General features: G+C 70.7%; 25 protein-coding genes. 16 read left to right on the forward strand and 9 right to left on the reverse strand.

From position 1 onward, the window contains the following. Positions 1–113 precede the first annotated feature (113 nt). Genes AB3X52_RS17960 through AB3X52_RS17970 form a run of 3 tightly spaced genes read right to left on the reverse strand, consistent with a single transcriptional unit; the run spans position 114 to position 2,817 of the window. Complete coding sequence (locus tag AB3X52_RS17960) at positions 114–791, reverse strand: methionine ABC transporter permease (protein WP_367995498.1); 678 nt, start codon at positions 789–791, stop codon at positions 114–116. Further along, positions 791–1,870, reverse strand: coding sequence for a methionine ABC transporter ATP-binding protein (locus AB3X52_RS17965; RefSeq protein ID WP_367995474.1), 1,080 nt, complete (start codon positions 1,868–1,870; stop codon positions 791–793). Before AB3X52_RS17965 ends, AB3X52_RS17960 begins: the two co-directional genes overlap by 1 nt. Beyond that, positions 1,867–2,817: a MetQ/NlpA family ABC transporter substrate-binding protein gene (locus AB3X52_RS17970; protein ID WP_367995475.1), complete on the reverse strand. Its 951-nt coding sequence runs from the start codon at positions 2,815–2,817 to the stop codon at positions 1,867–1,869. Before AB3X52_RS17970 ends, AB3X52_RS17965 begins: the two co-directional genes overlap by 4 nt. Before the next feature lie 209 nt (positions 2,818–3,026). On the opposite strand from AB3X52_RS17970, the gene AB3X52_RS17975 reads away from it, so the two are divergent. Further along, entirely contained in the window at positions 3,027–3,803 is a 777-nt protein-coding gene (locus AB3X52_RS17975) for an SDR family oxidoreductase (protein ID WP_367995476.1), read from the forward strand. An 11-nt stretch (positions 3,804–3,814) separates the two neighbouring features. Here AB3X52_RS17975 and AB3X52_RS17980 read toward each other — a convergent pair whose 3' ends face one another. Beyond that, a complete protein-coding gene (locus AB3X52_RS17980) occupies positions 3,815–4,267 on the reverse strand; it encodes a VanZ family protein (RefSeq protein ID WP_367995477.1) in 453 nt (150 codons plus the stop codon). A gap of 179 nt (positions 4,268–4,446) precedes the next feature. Between AB3X52_RS17980 and AB3X52_RS17985 the strand changes: the two genes are divergently transcribed. Genes AB3X52_RS17985 through AB3X52_RS17995 form a run of 3 tightly spaced genes read left to right on the forward strand, consistent with a single transcriptional unit; the run spans position 4,447 to position 7,754 of the window. Next, a complete protein-coding gene (locus AB3X52_RS17985; RefSeq protein WP_367995478.1) occupies positions 4,447–4,953 on the forward strand; it encodes a helix-turn-helix transcriptional regulator in 507 nt (168 codons plus the stop codon). Positions 4,954–4,958: 5 nt separating this feature from the next. Then, positions 4,959–5,369 carry a VOC family protein gene (locus AB3X52_RS17990; RefSeq protein WP_367995479.1) on the forward strand — a complete coding sequence of 137 codons (411 nt, stop codon included), beginning with the start codon at positions 4,959–4,961 and terminating at the stop codon, positions 5,367–5,369. Positions 5,370–5,393: 24 nt separating this feature from the next. Then, positions 5,394–7,754, forward strand: a complete 2,361-nt coding sequence (locus AB3X52_RS17995) for an ATP-binding cassette domain-containing protein (protein ID WP_367995480.1) — start codon at positions 5,394–5,396, stop codon at positions 7,752–7,754. 57 nt (positions 7,755–7,811) lie between these two features. Here AB3X52_RS17995 and AB3X52_RS18000 read toward each other — a convergent pair whose 3' ends face one another. Then, positions 7,812–8,204 carry a hypothetical protein gene (locus AB3X52_RS18000; RefSeq protein WP_367995481.1) on the reverse strand — a complete coding sequence of 131 codons (393 nt, stop codon included), beginning with the start codon at positions 8,202–8,204 and terminating at the stop codon, positions 7,812–7,814. Positions 8,205–8,504: 300 nt separating this feature from the next. On the opposite strand from AB3X52_RS18000, the gene AB3X52_RS18005 reads away from it, so the two are divergent. The 3 genes from AB3X52_RS18005 (at position 8,505) to AB3X52_RS18015 (ending at position 11,233) form a co-directional block, all read left to right on the forward strand. Next, on the forward strand, positions 8,505–9,026 hold the full coding sequence (locus tag AB3X52_RS18005) for a MarR family winged helix-turn-helix transcriptional regulator (protein WP_367995482.1): 522 nt from the start codon (positions 8,505–8,507) through the stop codon (positions 9,024–9,026). A gap of 296 nt (positions 9,027–9,322) precedes the next feature. Continuing rightward, on the forward strand, positions 9,323–10,546 hold the full coding sequence (locus tag AB3X52_RS18010; protein WP_367995483.1) for an MFS transporter: 1,224 nt from the start codon (positions 9,323–9,325) through the stop codon (positions 10,544–10,546). A 147-nt stretch (positions 10,547–10,693) separates the two neighbouring features. Next, complete coding sequence (locus AB3X52_RS18015; RefSeq protein ID WP_367995484.1) at positions 10,694–11,233, forward strand: GNAT family N-acetyltransferase; 540 nt, start codon at positions 10,694–10,696, stop codon at positions 11,231–11,233. A gap of 182 nt (positions 11,234–11,415) precedes the next feature. Here AB3X52_RS18015 and AB3X52_RS18020 read toward each other — a convergent pair whose 3' ends face one another. Together AB3X52_RS18020 and AB3X52_RS18025 are read right to left on the reverse strand one after the other, a co-directional pair. Further along, positions 11,416–11,931 carry a GNAT family N-acetyltransferase gene (locus AB3X52_RS18020; protein WP_367995485.1) on the reverse strand — a complete coding sequence of 172 codons (516 nt, stop codon included), beginning with the start codon at positions 11,929–11,931 and terminating at the stop codon, positions 11,416–11,418. 16 nt (positions 11,932–11,947) lie between these two features. Then, on the reverse strand, positions 11,948–12,223 hold the full coding sequence (locus AB3X52_RS18025; protein ID WP_367995486.1) for a hypothetical protein: 276 nt from the start codon (positions 12,221–12,223) through the stop codon (positions 11,948–11,950). Between the two features lie 144 nt (positions 12,224–12,367). Here AB3X52_RS18025 and AB3X52_RS18030 point away from each other — a divergent pair, with 144 nt between their 5' ends. Next, positions 12,368–12,904, forward strand: a complete 537-nt coding sequence (locus tag AB3X52_RS18030; protein ID WP_367995487.1) for a GNAT family N-acetyltransferase — start codon at positions 12,368–12,370, stop codon at positions 12,902–12,904. Between the two features lie 121 nt (positions 12,905–13,025). Here AB3X52_RS18030 and AB3X52_RS18035 read toward each other — a convergent pair whose 3' ends face one another. Together AB3X52_RS18035 and AB3X52_RS18040 are read right to left on the reverse strand one after the other, a co-directional pair. Beyond that, on the reverse strand, positions 13,026–13,514 hold the full coding sequence (locus tag AB3X52_RS18035) for a GNAT family N-acetyltransferase (protein WP_367995488.1): 489 nt from the start codon (positions 13,512–13,514) through the stop codon (positions 13,026–13,028). Further along, a complete protein-coding gene (locus AB3X52_RS18040) occupies positions 13,501–14,397 on the reverse strand; it encodes an LLM class flavin-dependent oxidoreductase (RefSeq protein WP_367995489.1) in 897 nt (298 codons plus the stop codon). The genes AB3X52_RS18035 and AB3X52_RS18040 overlap by 14 nt, the downstream gene beginning before the upstream one ends. Positions 14,398–14,428: 31 nt before the next feature. Between AB3X52_RS18040 and AB3X52_RS18045 the strand changes: the two genes are divergently transcribed. The 8 genes from AB3X52_RS18045 (at position 14,429) to ligM (ending at position 22,088) form a co-directional block, all read left to right on the forward strand. Beyond that, the gene (locus AB3X52_RS18045) at positions 14,429–15,496 is read left to right on the forward strand and encodes an alanine racemase (RefSeq protein WP_367995490.1); all 1,068 of its coding nucleotides are present in this window, start codon (positions 14,429–14,431) and stop codon (positions 15,494–15,496) included. 82 nt (positions 15,497–15,578) lie between these two features. Then, a complete protein-coding gene (locus tag AB3X52_RS18050; RefSeq protein WP_367995491.1) occupies positions 15,579–16,598 on the forward strand; it encodes a bile acid:sodium symporter family protein in 1,020 nt (339 codons plus the stop codon). Between the two features lie 20 nt (positions 16,599–16,618). Beyond that, entirely contained in the window at positions 16,619–17,788 is a 1,170-nt protein-coding gene (locus AB3X52_RS18055; protein ID WP_367995492.1) for a GDSL-type esterase/lipase family protein, read from the forward strand. Between the two features lie 103 nt (positions 17,789–17,891). Beyond that, complete coding sequence (locus tag AB3X52_RS18060; protein WP_367995493.1) at positions 17,892–18,089, forward strand: hypothetical protein; 198 nt, start codon at positions 17,892–17,894, stop codon at positions 18,087–18,089. Beyond that, on the forward strand, positions 18,086–18,592 hold the full coding sequence (locus tag AB3X52_RS18065) for a MauE/DoxX family redox-associated membrane protein (RefSeq protein ID WP_367995494.1): 507 nt from the start codon (positions 18,086–18,088) through the stop codon (positions 18,590–18,592). Before AB3X52_RS18060 ends, AB3X52_RS18065 begins: the two co-directional genes overlap by 4 nt. A 2-nt stretch (positions 18,593–18,594) precedes the next feature. Continuing rightward, positions 18,595–19,485, forward strand: coding sequence for a class I SAM-dependent methyltransferase (locus AB3X52_RS18070; protein WP_367995495.1), 891 nt, complete (start codon positions 18,595–18,597; stop codon positions 19,483–19,485). 252 nt (positions 19,486–19,737) lie between these two features. Then, positions 19,738–20,640 carry a methylenetetrahydrofolate reductase gene (locus AB3X52_RS18075; RefSeq protein WP_367995496.1) on the forward strand — a complete coding sequence of 301 codons (903 nt, stop codon included), beginning with the start codon at positions 19,738–19,740 and terminating at the stop codon, positions 20,638–20,640. Between the two features lie 41 nt (positions 20,641–20,681). Continuing rightward, positions 20,682–22,088, forward strand: a complete 1,407-nt coding sequence (gene ligM / locus AB3X52_RS18080) for a vanillate/3-O-methylgallate O-demethylase (protein WP_367995497.1) — start codon at positions 20,682–20,684, stop codon at positions 22,086–22,088. The last annotated feature ends 39 nt before the right edge of the window (positions 22,089–22,127 follow it).

The raw sequence follows: 22,127 nt of genomic DNA on the forward strand, positions 1-22,127 counted from the left end.
GCCGGGGCCGGGTGGTGTGCGCCGACGCACACCACCCGGCCACACAGGGCGAGGGCCGGACGGGAATCCCGTCCGGCCCTCGCTCCGTCATCTCCGGCGCTCGCCGGCGGGGTTCAGCGGCGCAGCAGCCGGTTGGCGAGGAAGTTCCCCGAGACCTGCACGATCTGCACCATCACCACGAGGATGAGCACACACACCCAGGTCACGGCGGTGTCGTACTGCCGGTAGCCGTAGACCTGCGCGAAATTCCCGATGCCGCCCGCCGCGATCAGGCCGGCCACGGCCGACATGTCGATCACGGCGATGAAGGCGAACGTGTAGCCCAGGATCACCGGCGCGAGCGCCTCGGGGATGAGGACGGTCGCGGCGATCCGCAGCCGCGACGCGCCCATCGACCGGGCCGCCTCGATGACGCCGTTCGGCACGGTGACGAGGTTCTGCTCGACGATCCGGCCGATGCCGAACATCGCGGCCAGCACCAGGGCGAAGATCGCCGCCTTCATCCCGATCCCCGTGCCGACGATCGCCCGGGCGGCAGGCTGGACCGCAGCGATGAAGATGATGAACGGGATCGGCCGGAAGAAGTTCACCAGCACGTTGAGGATCGCCGAGACCACCCGGTTGGCGAAGAGCCCGCCGCGCCGGGTGAGGTAGAGCGCCAGCCCGAGCAGCAGGCCGAGCAGCCCGCCGATCACCATCGTGAAGGCGATCATCACCAGCGTCTCGCCGGTCGCCTGCCAGATGTCGGGCCACAGCTCGCCCAGTCGGGTCGCGAGCACCGTCGGCGCCATCATCGCAGCTCCTTCGTGGGTACGACGGCGCGCACCTCCGCCAGCGCGGCGTCGACGAGCGCGTCCTGGCCGTCGAGCGCGAGCGTCAGGTTGCCGAAGGTCGCGCCCTGGATCTCCTCGATCCCGCCGTAGACGAGCTCGAACGCGACGCCGTGCCGGTGGAGCACGGCGAAGACCTCGGACTGTCGCACGCCGCCGTCGCGGAAGGCGAGCTTCACGAACCGGCCGGTGTGGCGCGTCCGCAGCTCCTCGAGCGCGACCTCGTCCGGCTCGTCGTCCACGACGGTGCCCACGAAGCGGCGCGTCACCGCCTCGCGCGGCGCCGAGAAGACGTCGTACACGGGACCGGACTCGATGATGCGTCCCTTCTCCATGACCGCCACCCGGTCCGCGATGGTCCGGACGACGTCCATCTCGTGGGTGATCGCGATGATGGTCGTGCCGAGCTCCCGGTTGACCCGCTTGAGCAGCTCCAGGACCTCCTGGGTGGTGTCCGGGTCGAGCGCGCTGGTCGCCTCGTCGGCGAGGAGCAGCTTCGGGCTGGTGGCGAGCGCCCGCGCGATGCCGACGCGCTGCTTCTGGCCACCGGAGAGGTGCCGGGGATAGGTGTGCGCCTTGTCGGGGAGGCCGACGAAGTGCAGCAGCTCGGAGATCCGGCGCTGCTGCTCGGCCTTGCCCACGCCGGCGATCTGCAGGGGATAGGCGAGGTTGCCCCAGACCGACCGCGACTCGAGCAGGTTGAACTGCTGGAAGATCATCCCGATGCCGAGCCGCACCTGGCGCAGCCGACGCTCCGGGAGCCCGGTCAACTCGACGCCGTCGACCACGACGGAGCCGCTGGTCGCCGGCTCGAGCGCGTTGACCAGCCGCACGAGCGTCGACTTGCCGGCGCCGGAGTAGCCGACGATCGCCTGGATCTCGCCGGCCGCCACGTCCAGGTCGACGTCGTCCACCGCCGTGACGACGGCAGGACCGGTCCCACCGCGGCGTACGCCCGGAGAGGACCCCGGATAGGACTTGGTGACACCGCGGAGCCGCACCAGCGGCTCCGCGGCGTCACCCGCAGGACTGGACGTCACTGGGCGTCCTCGACCTGCTTCTCGGTCTCGTCGAGCGACTTCTGCAGCTGTGCCTGCGGGATCTTGACGAACTGCGCGGTGTGCCCCGACGCCTCGTCGGCACCCTTCTGGACGGCCGCGCTGTTCTGGTAGATCTCGACCAGCTTCGCATAGGTCGGGTTGTCCTTGTCCTCGGCCCGGACGGCGAAGATGTTGACGTAGGGGAGCGCCTTGGGGTCGCTCGGATCGTCGGTGGCCAGCGCGTCGGAGAACTTCAACCCGGCGTCCTCGACGAAGTCGTTGTTGATGACCGCCGCGGCGACGTCCTTGAGCGAGGTGGGCGTCAGGTCGGCCTTGAGCGCCTTCACCTTCACCTTCGACGCGCTGGTGTCGACGTCCTTGAGCGTCGAGAACGGCGTGCCACCGTCGGTGAGCTTGATCAGCCCCTGGCTCTGCAGCAGGACGAGGCCGCGGGCCTGGTTGGTGTCGTCGTCCGGCACGACCACCGTGTCGCCCGCCTTGATCTGGTCGACGGAGTCGTACGTCGTCGAGTAGAGGCCCAGCGGGTAGGTGGCGGTCGAGCCCAGCGGGACGAGGTCGTCGTGGTTCTTCACGTCGTACGACGCCAGGAAGATGATGTGCTGGAACTGGTTGATGTCGACCTCGCCCTGGCTCAGCGCCGGGTTGGGCTGGTCGTAGTCGGAGAACTTCTTGTACTCCAGGTCGATGCCCTGCTTGCGGGCCTCCTCCTGGTAGGTCTTCCAGTACGGGTCACCGGTGTCGACGATGCCCATCGTGACCTTGGTGAGCTTGGTGCCGTCGGCGGCCTTGTCGTCACCGCCGCGCGTGGTGAAGAAGACCACCAGGCCGACGACGACCACCACCGCGACGACCGCGCCGATGATCGCCGGGAGCTTGGACTTGGGGGCCTCGATGAGCGGGGTGTGCTCCGGGCTCTGGTCGGGCATTGAGGGGTTTCCTTTGCTCGTCTCGTCGGGGGAGCGCCGATCCTAATGTCGTGTAACCCACCCGACGGAATCGACTCCGAGGCGGCTCGGGCGTCGCTCCGGGTCGGTCCGGGCCGACCAGCGCCTCGAACCGGCAACGGCGCCCAGCCTGCCCGACATTCCGCGTGGGTGGTCGACGCGACGAACGTCACGTCCGGCATACTGTCGGTATGACTCGACGAGCCGTCCTCATCACCGGGGCCGCTGCCGGCATCGGCCGCGCCGCCGCACTCCGCTTCGCCCGGGAGGGCTTCCTGGTCGGGGCGTACGACGTCGACGACCGTGGCCTGGCCACACTGGCCACCGAGCTCGGTGACAGCGTGGTGACCGGGCACCTCGACGTCCGGGACGAGGAGGAGTGGACCGAGGCGCTCACCGCCTTCACCGCCGCGAGCGGCGGGCGGCTCGACGTCCTGGTCAACAACGCCGGCATCCTCTGCAGCGGCCGGTTCACCGAGATCCCGCTCGCCGCGCAGCGGCGGGAGGTTGAGGTCAACGTCACCGGTGTCCTCAACGGGTGCTACCTCGCCCATCCCTACCTGCGGGCGACTGAGGGCGCCCACGTGATCAACCTGGCGTCCGCGTCCGCGATCTACGGCCAGCCCGAGTTGGCGACGTACTCCGCGACGAAGTTCGCCGTTCGAGGCCTGACCGAGGCGCTCGACCTCGAGTGGCGTGCGGACGGCATCACGGTCACGGCCCTGTGGCCGCTCTTCGTCGACACCGCCATGACGACCGACGTCGACATCGCGTCCACCCGGAGCCTGGGGATCCGGCTGCGGCCCGAGGACGTCGCCGAGGAGATCCTCCGCGCCGCCACCGGCGGCCACGGCCTGCTCGGCGGGGTCCACCGCGCCGTCGGGCGGCAGGCGCAGGCGATGTTCGCCGCCTCGGGGATCGCGCCGAGCTGGCTGGTGCGCGCGGTCAACCGGCGGCTCGCGACCTAGCTTCCGCGCTGCTAGGCGGTCGCGCGCTGCAGCCGCCGACGGCGGCGCCGGCGGAGCGTGGCCGGCATCGTGAGCACGAGGGCCACGGCGATGCCGATGAGCGCGCCGAGGCCGTTGGCGACCAGGTCGCGCTCATCGGAGACGCGGCCGGGGATGTAGCGCTGGGCATACTCGATCCCGCAGGTCATCGCGAACGACGCGATGGCCGCCGCCCACCAGCCGCCGGCACCGAAGAGCAGCAGCAGGAACATGCCGATCGGCACGAAGAGCCCGATGTTGGCGAGGAACTCCAGCCGGCCGTAGTCGAGCGACTCGGCGTACCCGTGGCGGTGCAGCGCGTCGAGCGCCCGCAGGATGAGGTCCTGCTGGTCGGGGCCGATGGGCTGAGGCGTCAAGGTCAGCCACGCGACGAACAGCAGGTAGCCGCCGGTCACGAGACTGAGGAACGGGTGTCGGTGAAGCATCGCTCCAGTGTGCCGGACCGGTGGTGAGCGGCCTCAGTCGCTGGTGGGTCCGTCCAGCCTGGCCTCCTCGAGGAGAGGCTCGAAGAGCTCGACGGGGTTGCCGGACGGGTCCTCCGCGATGACCTGGCGGGATTTCGCCGCGCAGGCTGCCTCGCCTCGGAGACTGCGAGAATGCCGAGGTGACCGCGAACCGACCTGCGCCGGACGACAACGCCTTCGCACAGCGCCTGCGCGATCTCGAGCGGTTGCGACGCGTGCGGGATCGGATCGACCGGGAGTATGCGCGGCCCCTCGACGTCGAGGCACTGGCCCGCGGCGTCCACATGTCCGCCGGCCACCTGAGCCGTCAGTTCAAGCAGGCGTACGGCGAGTCGCCGTACGCCTATCTGATGACGCGCCGGATCGAGCGCGCCATGGCGCTCCTGCGACGCGGCGACCTGAGCGTCACCGACGTGTGCTTCGAGGTCGGCTGCGCCTCGCTCGGGACGTTCAGCACGCGCTTCACCGAGCTGGTCGGGATGCCACCGAGCGCCTACCGCCGACGCGCCGCCGAGGCCGGGGGAGCGGCCGCCGAGCTGCCGTCCTGCATCGTCAAGCAGGTCGCGCGGCCGGTCAGGAACGGGCGGGTCGGCGACGGATCGATCAGGAATCGAGAAGCGCCCGCCGGCGAGGCCCATCTAGCGTGACGGGCATGGACATCACCCTGCACACCAGCTTCCTGCCGCACACCGATCCCGAGGCCTCGCTGGCGTTCTACCGCGACACGCTCGGCTTCGAGGTCCGCCTCGACGTCGGCGAAGGCGCGATGCGGTGGATCACACTCGGTCCGGTCGGTCAGCCCGACACCAACCTCGTGCTCGAGCCGCCGGCGATGGACCCGGGCCTCAACGACGACGAGCGCCGCATGATCGCCGAGCTGATGGCGAAGGGCAGCTACGCCCGGATCATCCTCGCCACCAAGGACCTCGACGACGCCTTCGAGAAGATCCAGGCCAGCGGTGCCGACGTCATCCAGGAGCCCACCGACCAGCCGTACGGCGTGCGCGACTGTGCCTTCCGCGACCCCGCCGGCAACCACGTCCGCATCAACGAGGTGGCCTGACCGAACCGAGCGCGAGGAGTCCCGATGACCACGGCCGCAGGAGCCGACCGCCACGATCTCATCCGCGTGCAGGGCGCGCGCGAGAACAACCTCAAGGACGTCAGCGTCGAGCTTCCGAAGCGCCGGCTCACCGCCTTCACCGGTGTCTCCGGCTCGGGCAAGAGCTCGCTGGTCTTCGGGACCATCGCCGCCGAGTCGCAACGGATGATCAACGAGACCTACAGCGCCTTCGTGCAGGGGTTCATGCCGACGCTGGCGCGGCCCGAGGTCGACGTGCTCGAGGGGCTCACGACCGCGATCGTCGTGGACCAGGAGCGGATGGGCGCCAACGCCCGCTCGACCGTCGGCACCGCCACCGACGCCAACGCGATGCTGCGGATCCTCTTCAGCCGGCTGGGGGAGCCGCACATCGGCTCGCCCCAGGCCTTCGCGTTCAACGTCCCGACCCGGACCGCCAGCGGTGCGATGACCGTCGACAGGGGCCGGGGCGAGAAGATCGTCGTACGCAAGCAGGTCTACCTCGGCGGGATGTGCCCGCGCTGCGAGGGCATGGGGCAGGTGTCCGACATCGACCTGACCCAGTTGTACGACGACACCAGGTCGCTCGCCGACGGCGCGCTCACCATTCCCGGCTACTCGACCGGCGGGTGGAACTACCGCCTCTACGCGTCCTCGGGGTTCTTCGACCCCGAGAAGCCCATCCGCGACTTCACGAAGAAGGAGCTCGAGGCCTTCCTCTACAAGGAGCCGACGCGGATGAAGATCGAGGGCATCAACATGACCTACGAGGGTCTGGTGCCGCGCATCCAGAAGTCGATGCTCAGCAAGGACGTGGAGGCGATGCAGCCCCACATCCGCGCCTTCGTCGAGCGCGCCGTCGCGTTCGCGGTGTGCCCGGACTGTGGCGGCACCCGGCTCAGCGAGTCGGCGCGCTCCTCGAAAGTCCGGGGCCTCCACATCGGCGAGGCCTGCGCGATGCAGCTCAGCGACCTGGCGGCCTGGCTCCGCGACGTCGACGAGCCCTCCGTCGCGCCGCTCGTGGCGGGGCTCCAGCACCTGCTCGACTCCTTCGACGAGATCGGGCTCGGCTATCTCTCGCTCGACCGGCCGACCGGAACGCTGTCGGGCGGCGAGTCGCAGCGGGTCAAGATGATCCGCCACCTCGGCTCGTCGCTCACCGACGTCACCTATGTCTTCGACGAGCCGACGATCGGGCTCCATCCCCACGACATCCAGCGGATGAACGGCCTCCTCCTGCGGTTGCGCGACAAGGGCAACACCGTGCTCGTCGTCGAGCACAAGCCGGAGACCATCGCCATCGCCGACCACGTCGTCGATCTCGGTCCCGGCGCGGGCGCCGCCGGCGGCGAGGTGGTCTTCGAGGGCACCGTCGACGGGCTACGGGGGAGCGGGACCCTCACCGGGCGTCACCTCGGCGACCGCGCCGCGCTCAAGGACACCGTGCGTACGCCGACCGGCGTGCTGGAGATCCGCGGCGCGACCACCCACAACCTGCGAGACGTCGACGTCGACCTCCCGCTCGGGGTGCTCTGCGTCGTCACTGGCGTGGCCGGCTCGGGCAAGAGCTCCCTCATCCACGGGCCCGTCGCGCGCCGCGAGGGCGTGGTGACGGTCGATCAGAGCGCCATCAAGGGATCGCGGCGCAGCAACCCGGCGACGTACACCGGACTCCTCGACCCGATCCGCAAGGCGTTCGCGAAGGCGAACGGCGTCAAGCCCGGCCTGTTCAGCGCCAACTCCGAGGGGGCCTGCCCGACCTGCAACGGGGCCGGGATGATCTACACCGAGCTGGGCTTCATGGAGACGGTCGCGACGCCGTGCGAGGAGTGCGAGGGGAACCGCTTCCAGGCGGCGGTGCTCGAGCTGACGTTCGGCGGCCGCAACATCGCCGAGGTCCTCGCCATGTCGGTCGACGAGGCCGAGGAGTTCTTCGCCGCAGGCGAGGTGCGTACGCCGGCCGCCCACCGGATCCTCCGCGGGTTGGCGGACGTCGGACTCGGCTACCTCACCCTCGGACAGCCGCTCACCACGCTGTCCGGCGGCGAACGCCAGCGGCTCCGGCTCGCGACACACCTGCAGGAGAAGGGCGGCGTCTACGTCCTCGACGAGCCCACCAGCGGGCTCCACCTCGCCGATGTGCAGCAACTGCTGGGCCTGCTCGACCAGCTGGTGGACTCCGGGAAGTCGGTCATCGTGATCGAGCACCATCAGGCGGTGATGGCGCACGCCGACTGGATCATCGACCTCGGCCCGGGCGCGGGCCACGACGGCGGCAGCATCGTCTTCGAAGGGACGCCGGCCCAGCTCGTCGAGGCGCGATCGACGCTCACCGGGCAGCATCTGGCGGCGTACGTCGCCGGTTGACGCGGCGGCGCGGGGACCCCGACGCCAGCGACCGGACGGGCGTACGCCGGCGCGGGCTCATCTGGCCGACGTATCGACCGGAGGGCGCTGACCCGGGCACGGCGCACCGACCCCGATCGGCACCTGCTGCAACCTGCCGGCGGCGTGGACGACCACGGAGTAGCAGCCGGGCTCGTCCGTCCAGTAGCCGCCGGGATACCAGAGCCAGCCGGAGCGTGACGCCGAGCGGCAGCCCGAGCCCGGCGCGGGTCCGATCGCCGTCGTCGGGACGGCCGGGGCGCCCCAGCCGATGCGCAAGTGCTCGCGAGCATCGTCCGCGACGCTCAGCCGCCACCGCGTGCCGACTCTGACGCCGAGGCCGGCCTTGGCGAAATATGTGAGGACTGGCGACCCGCCGTCCTCGCCGCGGGCCGCCTGCAAGGCCGGCCTCGTCGGCGCAGGGAGCGCCACGCGCCCGAGGACGATGATCCGCTCCGACGATGGTGCGTCGTCGCCGATCGGCTGGCAGCCCAGCGACGCTGTTGACGATTCTGCGCGGGCGGACGAGCCGATGGAGGGGGAGTGGCTTCGTGGCCCGAGCGGACGATCCGATCCTGGCGTGGACGAGCATGCGGCGGCGACCAGACACGTCACGCCTACCCACGCCCGCAGTCTCACCACACCCACACTCATCCACCGCCGCCGTCAGTGCAACGCGCCCGCACGCGACCAAGGCCCGCACCATCGACGTTTTAGGGCTAAAATAATGCCATGGAGCGAGAGTGGCAGCGAGACGAGATCGAGGAGATCATCGCCGACTGGGCGCGCGAGCAGCCCGCGACGGACGTCTCGTCGTCCCGGGTCGTGGTTCCACTCCGGCGCCTGGCAGAGCGTCTCGATGCGGCGCGCACCGAGACGCTCGCTGAGCACGGCCTGGATCAAGGCTCACTGGATGTGCTCGACACGCTGCGTCGCGCCGGCCGGCCTTACCGACTCACCGCCGGTGAGCTCACGCGACGTTGTCGCGTCACGGCTGGCGCGACGACACAGCGCGTCGTACGCCTCGAGAATGCCGGGCTGGTCAGGCGCGTGCGTGAGCAGCCTGACCGACGGACGGTGCACGTCGAGCTGACGCCACGCGGCTCACAGCGGCTCGACGAGGCCTTCGCCGACGTCGTCGCCGCCGACGAGCGCGTCCTGGCGCCATTGAGCGGCACAGACAGGAAGGATCTGGAGCGGACCCTGCGCGCGTGGCTACGCGGCGCACGCCCCCTCTCCGAAGCACTCGGCTAGATCGCCGATAAGCGACATTATGTCAACTTCTGGTCTAGGTGCTGCACCCTCCGCACAAGATGGCGCTGTGTAGCTGTCATCTGGTGGCAGCTACACACCGCCATCGCGCCTTCCAGATCGGGTCACCCTTCCCCGGCTTCTTCGTCTCAGTGCCCGGCACCGAGACCCAACACCGTAGACTCCTGCCATGGTCACCCGGGACTAGGTACGCAGCAGCCCGACGACGTTCGTCGTCGGCACCTTCAGCGTCCCCATCACCCCGCGGCCTGCTGACCGTCCCGTCCCGAAAGACAGTCATGTCCGGCACTGCCGTTGCCGGGAAGTACGCCGACCTGCTTCGACGGCCCGCCGTGGCGCGCACCTTCGTGCCCGCGCTCATCGGTCGACTTGCCTATGGTGTACTCCCGCTCTCGCTCCTCTTCACCGTCCAACACGCAACCGGCTCGTTCTCCACCGCAGCGACCGCGATGGCGCTCAACGGCCTCGCCTCACTCTCGATGCCGGTCAAGTCCCGTGCCATCGACCGCTACGGGCAGCGGCTCATCATCCCGCTGATCACCGCGATCATGGTGGCTGTACTCGTCGCTGCTGCAGCTATGGCGCGCACCCATGTCACGGGCGCGGTCCCGTGGCTGGCAACGGGTCTGGCCGTCGGCTTGGCGAGTCCGCCGCTCGGACCCAGCATGCGAGCACAATGGCGTGCGCTCGTCCCGAAGGAAGCAATCGCGAGCGCGTATTCCCTCGACGCCGTGGGCGAAGAGACGCTCTACCTGGTAGGCCCGATGATCGCCTCCGGGATCTTTGCCGTCGCGCCGGCGTACGCGGCACTCGTCATATGCGTGGGGCTTCTCGGCGTTGGCGCCGCCGGTCTGGCCACGTCCGCGGCCGCTGGCGCGACTCCCAACCTGGGCCAACAGCGCATGGCGCGCGGCCCGCTCCGGCACACCCCGTTCCTGAGATTGCTACTGGTGATGGGGGCCGTCGGCGGAGTCACCGCCACGATCTACACCGTCACGGCGGCCCGAGCACTCGCCGCTGGCCATCCATCTCTGGCCGGCCTCGCGGACGCTGGCGTCGCAGTCGGCTCCGTCACCGGCGGCCTACTCTGGGGCCGTCTCCAGCCGACCTGGTCGGCTGGGCGGAGCCTCTCCCGACTGTTGACGCTGATCGGCACGGCCGCACTGATCGCGAGCGCGGTCAACCCGTACTGGCTGTTCGCCGCTGCCCTCGCAGCGGGTGGCCTCGCGATCTCGCCGATCTACGTCGTCGCCTATCAATCGAGCGACAAGCTCGTCGCCCCAGCCGAGGTCACCGAGGCATCGACCTGGGTCAACACCGTCACCAACCTCGGAATATCGATGGGTGGCGCGGCCTCGGGGTTCCTGGTCAGCCACGGTAACGCCCGCGCGCCCGGGTGGGCCGGCGCCATGCTCGCACTCGCACTCGCGGCCGCGATCGGTCTCGCGAACTATCGGCAGCGGATGCGCGCCGAGACGCCGCACTCGCGGCATCGCCAGTGACCGATTCAGCAAATTGCGTCAGGTTGAGTGAGACAAGCGCATCGACGCAGTCTTACTCAACCTGACGTACGACCGTCGTGGCGCCCGCTCTTACGTCAGATCGGATGAGACAGGACATAGGCATCCCCCGCGACCACGCCCCGACCTATGAAGAAGAATGTGCCCGTGCATCCGCGGTTCGATCTTCGTTCAACGACCGAGAATGACTGGCCGGAGCTTCGCCGCTTCCGCCTTGAGAACGCCGAGGCACACCCGATCTCCTACGGCGCGACGCTCGCAACGACACTGACCTTCGACGAAGAGGCTTGGCGGATACGCGCCCGCCGAGGAGACCAACCCGATGCCGCGTCGTGGGTCGTCGTAGAGGCCGACACAGGCCGCTGGGTCGGCATGATGGCCTGCCAGATCGGCGATGACCACGGCCCCGAGCCTGTCCTCACAGGTGTCTATGTCACCGAAGAGTTTCGGGGCCGTGAGTTCGGCATCGCAGATGCACTGCTTGAGGCCATCCTCGGATGGGCCAGCGCTCGGTCGTCGTGCCTGCGCCTGTGGGTCTATGAGGGCAGCCTGCCGGCGCAACGCTTCTATTCCCGGCACGGTTTCGTCACCACGGGACGCACGAGACCGATGCAGATGGACCCTCCTGGCGGGGACCTCATCGAGATGGCAAGGGCAGTCGAGCCGTGACTAACGTGCTCGTGCTCCGCCCCCCACCGACGTCCAGGTTGTGTACGTCGGGATCTTCGCCCTCGCCAACGGGATCGCCCGCGCGCACTGACCGCATCCATCCGAACCGCATCCATACGAACGGCTCGGATTCACGCCGTCTCGACGGCTCCTCCAGCGAACGTCCGACGTGTCGATCGCGCTCAGCCGATGATCGGCCGCGGCCGGGCGGTGAGATCCCGCTCGTACCACGTGCCGGTCTTCCCTCCGATGTCCGCCGGGTCGGCCGGGCCCACCGGAGTGAAGCCGTTCTTGAGCAGCACCCGGCGTGAGGCGGCGTTCGTCGTGGCGGCGGCCGCCTTGAGCGTGGTGACCCCGTGCCGCGACGCAGCCAGTCGGCACATCTCGTGCACCGCCGCGGTCGCGACTCCCTGCCCCGCGACCTCCTCCGCGACCCGGTATCCCAGGTTCGCGACGCCGTCGCCGACGAACACAAGGTTGAACCGACCCAGGACTCTCCCATCCTCGGCGACGAGCACGTAGTACGCGCCCTCTCCACAGTCCTGCTCCGCCATCCGCGCGCGGTGCTGCTCGGCGAAATGCTCGAAGAACTCATCCCCGCGGTCGGTCACCGACGCGGCGAAGTAGGCGCGGTTCAGGGTCTCGAACGCCAGGATCGCGGCCCCGTGGTCTGCTCGCAGAAGCTGCAACTCCGGCACAGTCGAAGTCTATCGGTCAGCGTTCCAGCACGAGCTGCCAGGCGAACCCGATGCGGTTGTACGGCGCACGGTCGCACAGCTCAACCTCGAGCGCCAGAAGCTCGTCGAAGAACGCCGGATCATGCTTGGCGGCGTTGTCCACCACCAGGTCGTTCGCGATCCGGATGCCGTACAGGTCGACGGTGGTCAGCCGGCGGCGTCCGCCTGAGATCGGACCACCTCGACCTGCGTGAACGTCGGGGCGAACTGATGCTGCTCGGCTCTCTGGGTCACCTGCGGCCTCCTCTCGCACGACACCCACACCGCCTGCGACAGCGGTGGCGACGTACGCGGGCCCCCGATTGGACACCTACCCCACGAACCATCTGGCCCGGCGAACTCCGATCCTCCAACCCGGCGCGTTCACGGGCGGACCGGCGACAATAGTCTGCGACCTGTGAGTCTCACCATCCGTGAAGCAGTCCCGACCGACGTGCCCGCCATCCTTCGTCTCGTCCGGGCCCTGGCCGAGTACGAGCGCGAGCCGGACGCGGTGGAGGCCACGGAGCAGGACTTCGCCGAGGCGCTCTTCCCGGGCGACGGAGCGCCGACGACCCACGCGCTCATCGCCGAGCAGGACGGGCAGGCCATCGGCCTGGCGGTCTGGTTCGTCACGTTCTCGACGTGGACCGGCCGCAACGGCATCTGGCTCGAGGACCTCTTCGTGGACCCGGCCGCCCGCGGCGTCGGCGCCGGCACGGCCCTGTTGCGGCGCCTGGCGGAGATCTGCGTCGAGCGCGATTGGCGGCGGCTCGAGTGGTGCGTACTGACGTGGAACGAACCGTCGATCGCGTTCTACCGCTCGCTCGGCTCCGTGCCGAAGAGCGAGTGGGAGACCCACAGGATCGACGGCGATGCGCTCGTGTCCCTGGCCTCCGGGGTCGCGCGCTCGCCCGGTCCCGTCGAGGCAGGGCACGACCCAGCACCGCGCTGACCAGGCGGGCACTATCCGGACAGCTCCGAGGGAAGCGGACACGTGCGGACGTCCTCGGCAGCCCTCAGCGCGGCGACGACCTCCCGCGCCGGCGACACGTGGACGCGCAACATCGTCACGCTCACCGCGACGCGAGCCGCCGCACGAACCGCCGCTCGACCCGGCCGTCTTCGTCACGAGTCCTGACCTCCTGCGTCGCCACCCACCCCGCGCGCCGGTAGACGTGGAGGGCGCGGTGGTTGTCGTCGATCACCCACAGGTGGAGCGCGTCGGCTCCCCCGGTGCGCGCGACCTCGTCGACGTACGCCAGCAACTGCCCAGACACGCCGCTCCCCCACGCGTCGGGGTCGACGGCGAGATAGAGCACCTCCAGCGCGGCCGCGGCCGGCACCAACAGCGTGAAGCCGACCGCCCCATCACCGCGCCGCGCGAGGTGGAGCGACGCACCGGGGTGCCCGACGCTGCGCGCGATCCCGGGCAGCTTCTCGTCCGTGTCGGCCGGCACGGCCAGCCGGTCGCGCACGGTGACGGCGCGGGCCCAGATGCGCGCCGCCTCGCGCTGCGCCACGGCGCCGTCGTCCCGTGCGATCAGTGTCTCAACGGCCGCCATCTCGACCACCACCGCCGCCGGCGACGTACGCCGCCACCTGCTCGAACACCGAGCAGTCGGCGTCCCACGGGGTGCCGGGGCGCGGCCAATGGATCGCCACGTCGGTGATCCCGAGCTCGGCGTACCGACCGAGCAGGTCCTCGAAGGCGCCGAGCGAGGCGAGCCACGGCTCGGCGGTGAAGCCGGTGAGGAGCACCTTCGCAAGCTCTCCGGGATCCCGCCCTTCGGCCTCGCACACATCGGCCAGGCGTCCCAGGCTGCCGCGGACCCCGTCGAGCCCGGACCCGTCGGGTGCGTACGGGTTGGCGATCCAACCCTGCCCCACGCGGGCAGCGAGCCGCATCCCGCGAGGGCCGTTGGCCGCCACGTAGAACGGCGGGCGCTCCTGGACGAGCCCGTCCGCGATCGTGACCTCGTGGGCCGTCCAGTAGTCACCGCTCACGGAGGCCGGCGACGAGGTCAGCAGGACGTCGAGCTGCGTCGCCCACTCCGCGAACCGGTCGGCACGCTCGCTCGCCGTCCACGCGCGGCCGAGGACGTCCCCATCCGAGGTGTGACCGTCTCCCCCGGCACCGATGCCAAGCGTCAGCCGGCCGCCGGAGATCCGGTCCAGGGAGCGTACGGCGGACGCCGTCGGCACCGGATGACGGAAGTTCGGCGAGGTGACGAGCGTGCCGAGGCCGATCCGCGACGTCAGCGCCGCGGCGGCGGCCAGGCTGGCATACGCGTCGTCCCAGGGCCGGTGGCCGCGCCAGGCGAGATGGTCGTAGACCCAGGCGGTGTGGAAGCCAAGCGCCTCGGCCTCCCGCCACCGCTCCCCCATGGCCGGCCACTCCTCGATCGGCCACATCACGACCCCGACGTTCACGACCCCGTCTGCCATGGCACGAGTGTGGCAGTCCTACGGTCGAGCCATGAACGCTGAGCCCTCGACGCCCTACCTCCGCGTCGACGTCGGACGCCTCGACGCCAACGTCGCTCGGGTCGGCGCGGACGCGGCTGCGGCCGGCGTCGCCCTGCGGCCGCACGCCAAGACCCACAAGTCGCCCGAGATCGCGCGCCGCCAGCTGGCCGCCGGCGCGAGGGGCCTCACGGTCGCGACCATCGGGGAGGCCGAGGTCTTCGCGGAGGCCGGCGTCACCGATCTCTTCGTCGCCCTGCCGCTGTGGCCGGACGCGGACCGGGCCTCGCGACTGCGAGCGCTCGCCGAGACCGTCACCCTGAGTCTCACCGTCGACTCCGCGGCCGGTGCCGCCCACCTGGCGACGTGCCTCGACGGCGCACCCGCGCACGTGCTCGTCGAGGTCGACAGCGGCCACCACCGCAGCGGCGCCGCCCCCGACGAGGTCGGCACGGTCGCCGCCGCCGCGCGCGAGGCCGGCCTGACGGTCACCGGCGCGTTCACCTTCCCCGGGCACAGCTACGCGCCGCAGGCGCGGTCGAGTGCGGCGTACGACGAACGACGTGCCCTCACCCAGGCCGCCGACGTCCTGCGTGCGACCGGTGTCGAGCCCGCCGTCCTCAGCGGCGGCTCGACGCCGTCGCTCGGGGCCGCTCTGGACCGGCCCGCCCCGCTGACCGAGCTCCGCCCCGGTGTCTACGTCTTCGGCGACGCCCAGCAGTGGGAGCTCGGCGCGACGACGCCCGACCGGATCGCGCTCACCTGCCGCGCCACCGTCATCAGCCACGCCGGCGGCCGAGTCGTCCTGGACGCCGGCAGCAAGGCGCTCGGCGCCGACCGGGCGCCGTACGCCACCGGCTTCGGGCGACTCCTCGACGACCCCGACGCGCGAATCGTGCTCCTCTCCGAGCACCACAGCGTCGTCGAGACGACGCGCGTCTATCCGCTCGGCACCATCGTGGACGTCGTCCCCAACCACGTCTGCAACGCGGTCAACCTCGCCGAGGTGCTCTACGCCGATCACCGCCGCCCCGGTGCGCCGCTCGACCCGTGGCCGGTCACGGCGCGCGGACGTTTCTGACATCACGACTCCGACCTCCTCGGGGGCCGCATCGCGAGACGAGTTGACGGGCCGGACGCGCCGCGCCGATAACGTCCCCGACGTGCCCTCGACCCCCCAACCGAACCTCCCCCGCCCCCGTGGTCGTGAAGACCGCAACGCCCTCATCGCCGTCACGGTCTTCCCGCTGGTGGTGATCGTCGCCGGCGCCGCAGGCTTCCTGCTCCCCGACACGTTCGCCCCGGTGACCAAGGACGTGCCCTATCTCCTGGGCGTCGTGATGTTCTGCATGGGCGTCACGCTCACGCCGCCCGACTTCGCCCGGATCGCGCGGCGTCCGTGGGTGGTGCTTCTCGGCCTCGTGGCCCACTACGTGATCATGCCGCTCGCCGGCTGGGCGATCGCGCACGTCCTCGGGCTCTCCCCAGCACTCGCCGTGGGCGTGATCCTCGTCGGCTGCGCGCCCAGCGGCACGGCGTCGAACGTGATGGCCTACCTCGCCAAGGGCGACGTGGCGCTGTCGGTCTCCGTCGCCACGCTGTCGACGCTGCTCGCGCCGGTGCTCACCCCGCTGCTCACCCTCTGGCTCGCCGGCCACTACCTGCACGTACCGGCCGGATCGATGTTCCTCGACATCGTCAAGACCGTGCTGCTCCCGGTCGTCGTCGGCGTCGTCGTCCGACTGGCGGCCTCCCGCTGGGTCGACCGCGCGGCCGCGCTCTTCCCGTGGCTCTCCGTCGTCGCGATCGCCGTGATCGTCGCGGCGGTGATGGGCAACAGCGCGGACGCGTTCCGCACCTCGGGTCTGCTGGTCTTCGTCGCCGTCGTGCTGCACAACGGCTTCGGGCTCCTCCTCGGCTATCTCGCGGGCAAGGCCGCCCGCCTCGATCACCGCGCCCGCCGCGCGCTCGCCTTCGAGGTCGGCATGCAGAACTCCGGCCTTGCCGCGTCGCTCGCGGCCGGGCACTTCGCCGCCATGCCGGCCGCGGCGCTGCCCCCGGCGATCTTCTCGGTGTGGCACAACATTTCCGGCGCGCTGACGGCCGCCGGCCTCACCCGTCAGCCGCTGCCGGACGACGAGCGCGTGCCTGAGCCCGCCGAGCAGGCCTCCGTCGGCGCCTAGCGCCCCGTCACCATGCCCTCATGAGCGACCTGACCACCATCGCCCTGACCCCCGACCTCGTCCGCGGTGCGGCTGAGCTGGAGCGGACCGACCGCGGCCTGCTCCCCCACCGGCTCCCCGCCTGGGCTCGGGCGCAGTGCGCGGACCCGCAGCTGGCGATGGTGGAGACGCAGCCCAGCGGCGTACGCCTGGCGTTCCGGACCGCCGCCACGACCATCGAGCTCGAGGCGCTCCCGACCAAGCGCGTGTACGTCGGCGCGCCGGCGCGCCCCGACGGCGTCTACGACCTCGTGGTGGACGGGCGCCTGGCCGCGCAGGGCAGCATCGCCGGCGGCGACCGGCTCACCGTCGACATGATGGCCGGCACGGCGACCCTCGAACCCGGTGAGCCCGGCACCGTCCGGTTCGCCGGCCTGGCCGACGCTCCCAAGGACGTCGAGCTCTGGCTCCCCTGGGACGAGACGACCGCCTTGGTCGCGCTCCGCACCGACGCGCCGGTGGAGCCCCGTCCGGCCGACGGGCGCCGCCGCTGGATCCACCACGGCAGCTCGATCAGCCACGGCTCCACCGCCGCCAGTCCCACGACGACCTGGCCGGCGCTCGCGGCCGGCCTGGGCGACGTCGAGCTCACCAACCTCGGCCTCGGCGGCAGCGCGCTGCTCGACCCGTTCCTCGCGCGCATCCTGCGCGACACCCCGGCCGACCTGATCAGCCTCAAGCTCGGCATCAACCTGGTCAACACGGACCTGATGCGCCTGCGTGCCCTCGGCCCCGCCGTCCACGGCTACCTCGACACGATCCGTGACGGTCACCCGACGACGCCGCTGCTCATCATCTCGCCGATCCTGTGTCCGATCCACGAGGAGACGCCGGGACCCAGCCTGCCCGATCTCTCCGCCTGGACGGAGGGCCGTCTCTCCTTCCGCGCGGGCGGCGACCCGGCCGAGGTGCCGCACGGCAGGCTGACGCTGACGAGCATCCGCGCCGAGATCGCCCGGATCGTGGCCGAGCGCGCGGAGCACGACCCGCACCTGCACTACCTCGACGGGCGGGACCTCTACGGTGAGGACGACCACGCGCGTCTGCCGCTGCCCGACGCGCTCCACCCCGATGCCGACGCCCACCGCCTCATCGGCGAGCGGTTCGCCGCCCGGGTGTTCGGCGACGGCGGGATCTTCCTCGCCCCGTGACCGGTCCCGCGGGGCCGGCCCGCTGGCGGGCCCCGATGGACACCATGGGGGTTGTCGGCCGGTCCGGCCGCGCAGCCGTGGCGCGCTGTGCCACGCTGGGACCGTGTCAGAAGAGTGGTACGTCGTCGGCCTCTGTGTCGTCTCGGCGCTGGTCCTCGTCGTCGGTGCCTGGTTCGTGCGTCATGAGCTGACCACCCGGACCCAGCCGCCTCCGGCGGCGCTGCTGTGGATCGCCTACCTCGGCGTCGCGGCCGTCGTCGTCTTCGGCGCCGCCCGGACCTCGTGGGTGGTGCTCGGATGACCGCGACGCTCGAGGAGCACGCCGCTCCCTCGCCGACGGTCGTCACCCGCGTCCTCGGCTGGATCGGGCTGGCCGGCCGGGTCTACCTCGGCTACACGTTCATCACCGCCGGCCTCGACAAGTTGCCCCACCACGACACGACCGAGCTCGCCGTGCGCGCCTACCAGCTGCTGCCCTGGCAGTGGGCATCGGCGTACGCCACCGCGTTGCCGGTCGCGGAGCTGCTCCTCGGGATCCTGCTGCTCCTCGGGATCTTCACCCGCTCGGTGGCGGTCCTGCTCGCGCTCGGGCTCTGCTCCTTCCTGGTCGGCATCACCTCGGCGTGGGCGCGCGGGCTCAACATCGACTGCGGCTGCTTCGGCGGCGGCGGCCAGGTCGCCGACCCGCACTACCTCGAGCACGTGCTCCGTGACGTGGGATACCTGGCGATCGCCGTCTACCTGGTCGTCGTACGCCGCACCGCGCTCGCCTGCGGCGACTGGCTGTTCGGCCGGCGGGCCTGAGCGTGCCGGGGAGCGACCCGCAGGCCAGCCGGTCCGCCGTTCTCGTCGCCCAGGCCCGGGCGGTCGCCGACGGGCGGATCGCGGTGGGGCGCTTCAGCGACCCCGTCGCCGTACGCCTGCTCGACGGCGACGAGCGCGCCGGCGTCGCACGGGCCCGGAGCAGCGAGCGGCCCACGACGTTCGCCGACCGGGTGCCCGACGAGATGCTGCGCGCCACTGCCGAGCACATGGCGGTGCGCACCATCGCCGTCGACGAGGCGGTCCGGGCCGCCGGACACCGCCAGCTCGTGCTGCTCGGGGCGGGGCTCGACGCGCGCGCCTGGCGGATGAGCGGTCTGCACGACACGGCCGTCCTCGAGGTCGACCAGCCGGCCTCGCAGGCCGACAAGCGCCGGCGGGTCACCGCCGCCGGAGACCTGCCCCTCGTCGCGGCGCGGCACGCATTCGTCCCGGTCGATCTCGCCCGCACGCCGCTCGCGCCGGCGCTCGCCGCGGCCGGGTTCGACGCGACCGTCCCGACCACGTGGGTCTGGGAGGGCGTCGTCATGTATCTCACCCCGGCGCAGGTCGAGGCCACCCTCGGCCAGGTCACGGCGCTCTCGGCGCCCGGCAGCCTGCTGGCCGTCCACTACACCACCCGCTCGTTGTTGACCCGTGCCGGTCGCGCGCTCTTCCAGGTCGCGGCCCGGCGCGCCGGGGCGGACCCGTTGGCGCACGAGCCGAACCGCTCCGCCTGGAGCCCGGGCCGGATGGGGCGGCTGCTCGCCGCCCACGGCTTCGTCACGAGCGAAGACCGGTCCCTGCTCGACCTGGCCGCTGACCTCGGCCTCGTCCCCGAGCGCACCGGCTCGCTGCGGGCCGGACGGCTCGTGCTGGCGACGCGCACAGGCTGAGCCGGCGTGCCACCTCGGCGGGGTTCTTGTGGTCGGTGCGCGGCCTACCTCGGCTCGCTCAGCCTGGACATCGCCAGGATGACGCTCACCAGAAGGCGCGTACGACGGCGCCGGCCGTCCGTCCCGACGCGGTCGGACCGCGACATCCGTCTCGGGGCGCAGCGTGGCTTCCATCACACGGGAAGCACCCTTCTCCGGGTCTCCGGCCGCGGACAGCCTTGAGTCACCGCCGAGACGAAAGATCGGGAGCACATGACCACCGACGAGACCTGCCGCGACCGCCAGACGACCGCCGCCACCGGCGAAGCCGTCGGCACCGGCACGCCCGACCAGATGCTGCGCAGCATCCTGGAGAACCTCACCTATGAGGTGATGCCGTTCAAGGGCACCGAGGAGAAGGTCACCTCGCTGGTGCCGACCACGACCCGGATCACGGTCACCGCCTCCCCCGGCAAGACGCTCGACGACACGGTCGGCCTCGCCGTACGCCTGACGGAGAAGGGCTACACCGTGGCCCCGCACCTGTCGGCGCGGATGCTGCAGGACCGGTCCCAGCTCAAGGACATCGTGGCCCGGCTCGACGACGCCGGCGTACCGACGCTGTTCGTGGTCGGCGGCGACGCCGAGCAGGCCGGCGAGTTCTACGACGCGCTCGACGTGCTGCGCGCGCTGGACGAGGTCGGTCACCACTTCACCGACATCGGTGTCGGTGGCTACCCCGAGGGCCACGCCGCGATCTCCGACGACCAGCTCTGGAAGGCGCTCGAGGAGAAGTCCCGCTACGCGAACCACATCGCCACGCAGGTCTGCTTCGACGCCGGTACGACGGTCGCCTGGGCCAACGAGGTGCGCCGCCGTGGCATCGACCTCCCGATCCGGGTCGGCATGCCGGGCGCGGTCTCCCGCCAGAAGCTCATGCGCGTCACGGCCAAGATCGGCCTCGGCGACTCCGCCCGCTTCCTGAAGAAGCAGCAGGGCATGCTCTGGAAGTTCTTCACCCCGGGCGGCTACAGCCCGAACAAGCTGATCCGAGGGCTGAAGCCCCACCTCGGCGAGGCGGACACCAACCTGCGGGGCTTCCACATCTTCACGTTCAACGACGTGGAAGGCACCGAGGCGTGGCGGCAGAAGCTGCTCCGCGGCCTCGATCGCTGACGGCCCCGAACACCGTTTCCACCTGAAAGGCAAAGGAAGCAATGACAGCACAGAACCTGCAGGAGCTCCTCGACGAGAAGGGCAACATCGTCGAGCACCTGCGTAGCTCGCAGATCGGGGCCTACATCTACCCCGTCGTCCCCGCCGAGTTCACCAACTGGCGCCGTGAGCAGCGTGCCTGGCGCGAGACCGCGGTGCTGTTCGACCAGTCGCACCACATGGTCAACCTGTTCCTCAAGGGCCCCGACGCCCTCAAGCTGCTGTCGGACACCGGCATCAACAGCGTGGCGAACTTCCCGGTGAACCGGGCCAAGCAGTTCGTGCCGACCACCCCGGCCGGCCACGTCATCGGTGACGGCATCCTCTTCCACGAGGACGAGGACGCGTTCGTCTACGTCGGCCGCAGCCCGGGCGCCAACTGGCTCCAGTACCACGCCGAGACCGGCGGGTACGACGTCGAGGTCACCTACGACGACCGCTCCCCCTCGCGTCCCTACGGCAAGGCCGTGTCGCGCAAGTACTGGCGCTTCCAGATCCAGGGACCGAACGCCTGGCCGGTCATCGAGAAGCTCAACGGTGGACCGCTCGAGCAGGTCAAGTTCTTCCACATGGACTTCATGGAGGTCGGCGGCGAGAAGATCCACACCCTGCGCCACGGCATGGCCGGCGCGCCGGGTCTGGAGATCTGGGGTCCGTACGAGTCCTACGAGAAGGTCCGCAACACCATCCTCGAGGCCGGCGCCGAGTTCGGCCTGGAGCCGGTCGGCTCGCGGGCATACTCCTCCAACACCCTGGAGTCGGGCTGGATCCCCTCCCCGCTCCCGGCGATCTACACCGGCGAGGAGATGCGCGGCTACCGCGAGTGGCTCGGCGCGGACAGCTACGAGGCCGTCAACGCCCTGGCCGGCAGCTACGTCTCCGACAACATCGAGGACTACTACCTCAACCCGTGGGAGCTCGGCTACGGCAACTTCGTGAAGTTCGACCACGACTTCATCGGCGCCGACGCGCTGAAGAAGCTCGACGTGTCGCAGCAGAAGACCAAGGTCACGCTGGCCTGGAACTCCGAGGACGTCACCAAGATCTTCGGTTCCTACTTCACGCCGGAGGGTGAGGACTACCAGTTCTTCGACCTCCCGAACGCCAACTTCGGCTCGTCGAACTACGACTCGGTCCTCGGCCCGGACGGCTCGCACATCGGCTTCTCGATGTTCACCGGCTACAGCGCCAACGAGCGCCGCGCCCTGTCGCTCGCGACCATCGAGCCCGACGTCGAGATCGGCACCGAGGTCAAGGTCGTGTGGGGCGAGCCGAACGGTGGCAGCAAGAAGACCACCGTGCAGCCGCACAAGCAGATCGAGGTCCGGGCCGTCGTCAGCCCGGTCCCCTACTCCGAGACCGCTCGCAAGGAGTACCACGACGGCTGGCGCAGCGCCGGTCGCGCCTGATCCCAGGCTGATCCGGGGGGCCGCGGGTCGCGGCATCGC

Source organism: Nocardioides eburneus (assembly GCF_040838215.1).
Taxonomy (GTDB): domain Bacteria; phylum Actinomycetota; class Actinomycetes; order Propionibacteriales; family Nocardioidaceae; genus Nocardioides; species Nocardioides eburneus.

Excerpts from the sequence above, each read along its gene's own strand:
- AB3X52_RS18055 (WP_367995492.1), top strand. The coding sequence starts at position 16,619 with ATGAGCGACCTGACCACCATCGCCCTGACCCCCGACCTCGTCCGCGGT.
- AB3X52_RS18075 (WP_367995496.1), top strand. The coding sequence starts at position 19,738 with ATGACCACCGACGAGACCTGCCGCGACCGCCAGACGACCGCCGCCACC.
- AB3X52_RS18015 (WP_367995484.1), top strand. The coding sequence starts at position 10,694 with ATGAAGAAGAATGTGCCCGTGCATCCGCGGTTCGATCTTCGTTCAACG.
- AB3X52_RS17980 (WP_367995477.1), bottom strand. The coding sequence starts at position 4,267 with ATGCTTCACCGACACCCGTTCCTCAGTCTCGTGACCGGCGGCTACCTG.
- AB3X52_RS18045 (WP_367995490.1), top strand. The coding sequence starts at position 14,429 with ATGAACGCTGAGCCCTCGACGCCCTACCTCCGCGTCGACGTCGGACGC.
- AB3X52_RS17995 (WP_367995480.1), top strand. The coding sequence starts at position 5,394 with ATGACCACGGCCGCAGGAGCCGACCGCCACGATCTCATCCGCGTGCAG.
- AB3X52_RS18065 (WP_367995494.1), top strand. The coding sequence starts at position 18,086 with ATGACCGCGACGCTCGAGGAGCACGCCGCTCCCTCGCCGACGGTCGTC.
- AB3X52_RS17970 (WP_367995475.1), bottom strand. The coding sequence starts at position 2,817 with ATGCCCGACCAGAGCCCGGAGCACACCCCGCTCATCGAGGCCCCCAAG.
- AB3X52_RS17975 (WP_367995476.1), top strand. The coding sequence starts at position 3,027 with ATGACTCGACGAGCCGTCCTCATCACCGGGGCCGCTGCCGGCATCGGC.
- AB3X52_RS17960 (WP_367995498.1), bottom strand. The coding sequence starts at position 791 with ATGGCGCCGACGGTGCTCGCGACCCGACTGGGCGAGCTGTGGCCCGAC.
- AB3X52_RS17990 (WP_367995479.1), top strand. The coding sequence starts at position 4,959 with ATGGACATCACCCTGCACACCAGCTTCCTGCCGCACACCGATCCCGAG.
- AB3X52_RS18040 (WP_367995489.1), bottom strand. The coding sequence starts at position 14,397 with ATGGCAGACGGGGTCGTGAACGTCGGGGTCGTGATGTGGCCGATCGAG.
- AB3X52_RS18005 (WP_367995482.1), top strand. The coding sequence starts at position 8,505 with ATGGAGCGAGAGTGGCAGCGAGACGAGATCGAGGAGATCATCGCCGAC.
- ligM (WP_367995497.1), top strand. The coding sequence starts at position 20,682 with ATGACAGCACAGAACCTGCAGGAGCTCCTCGACGAGAAGGGCAACATC.
- AB3X52_RS18010 (WP_367995483.1), top strand. The coding sequence starts at position 9,323 with ATGTCCGGCACTGCCGTTGCCGGGAAGTACGCCGACCTGCTTCGACGG.
- AB3X52_RS18035 (WP_367995488.1), bottom strand. The coding sequence starts at position 13,514 with ATGGCGGCCGTTGAGACACTGATCGCACGGGACGACGGCGCCGTGGCG.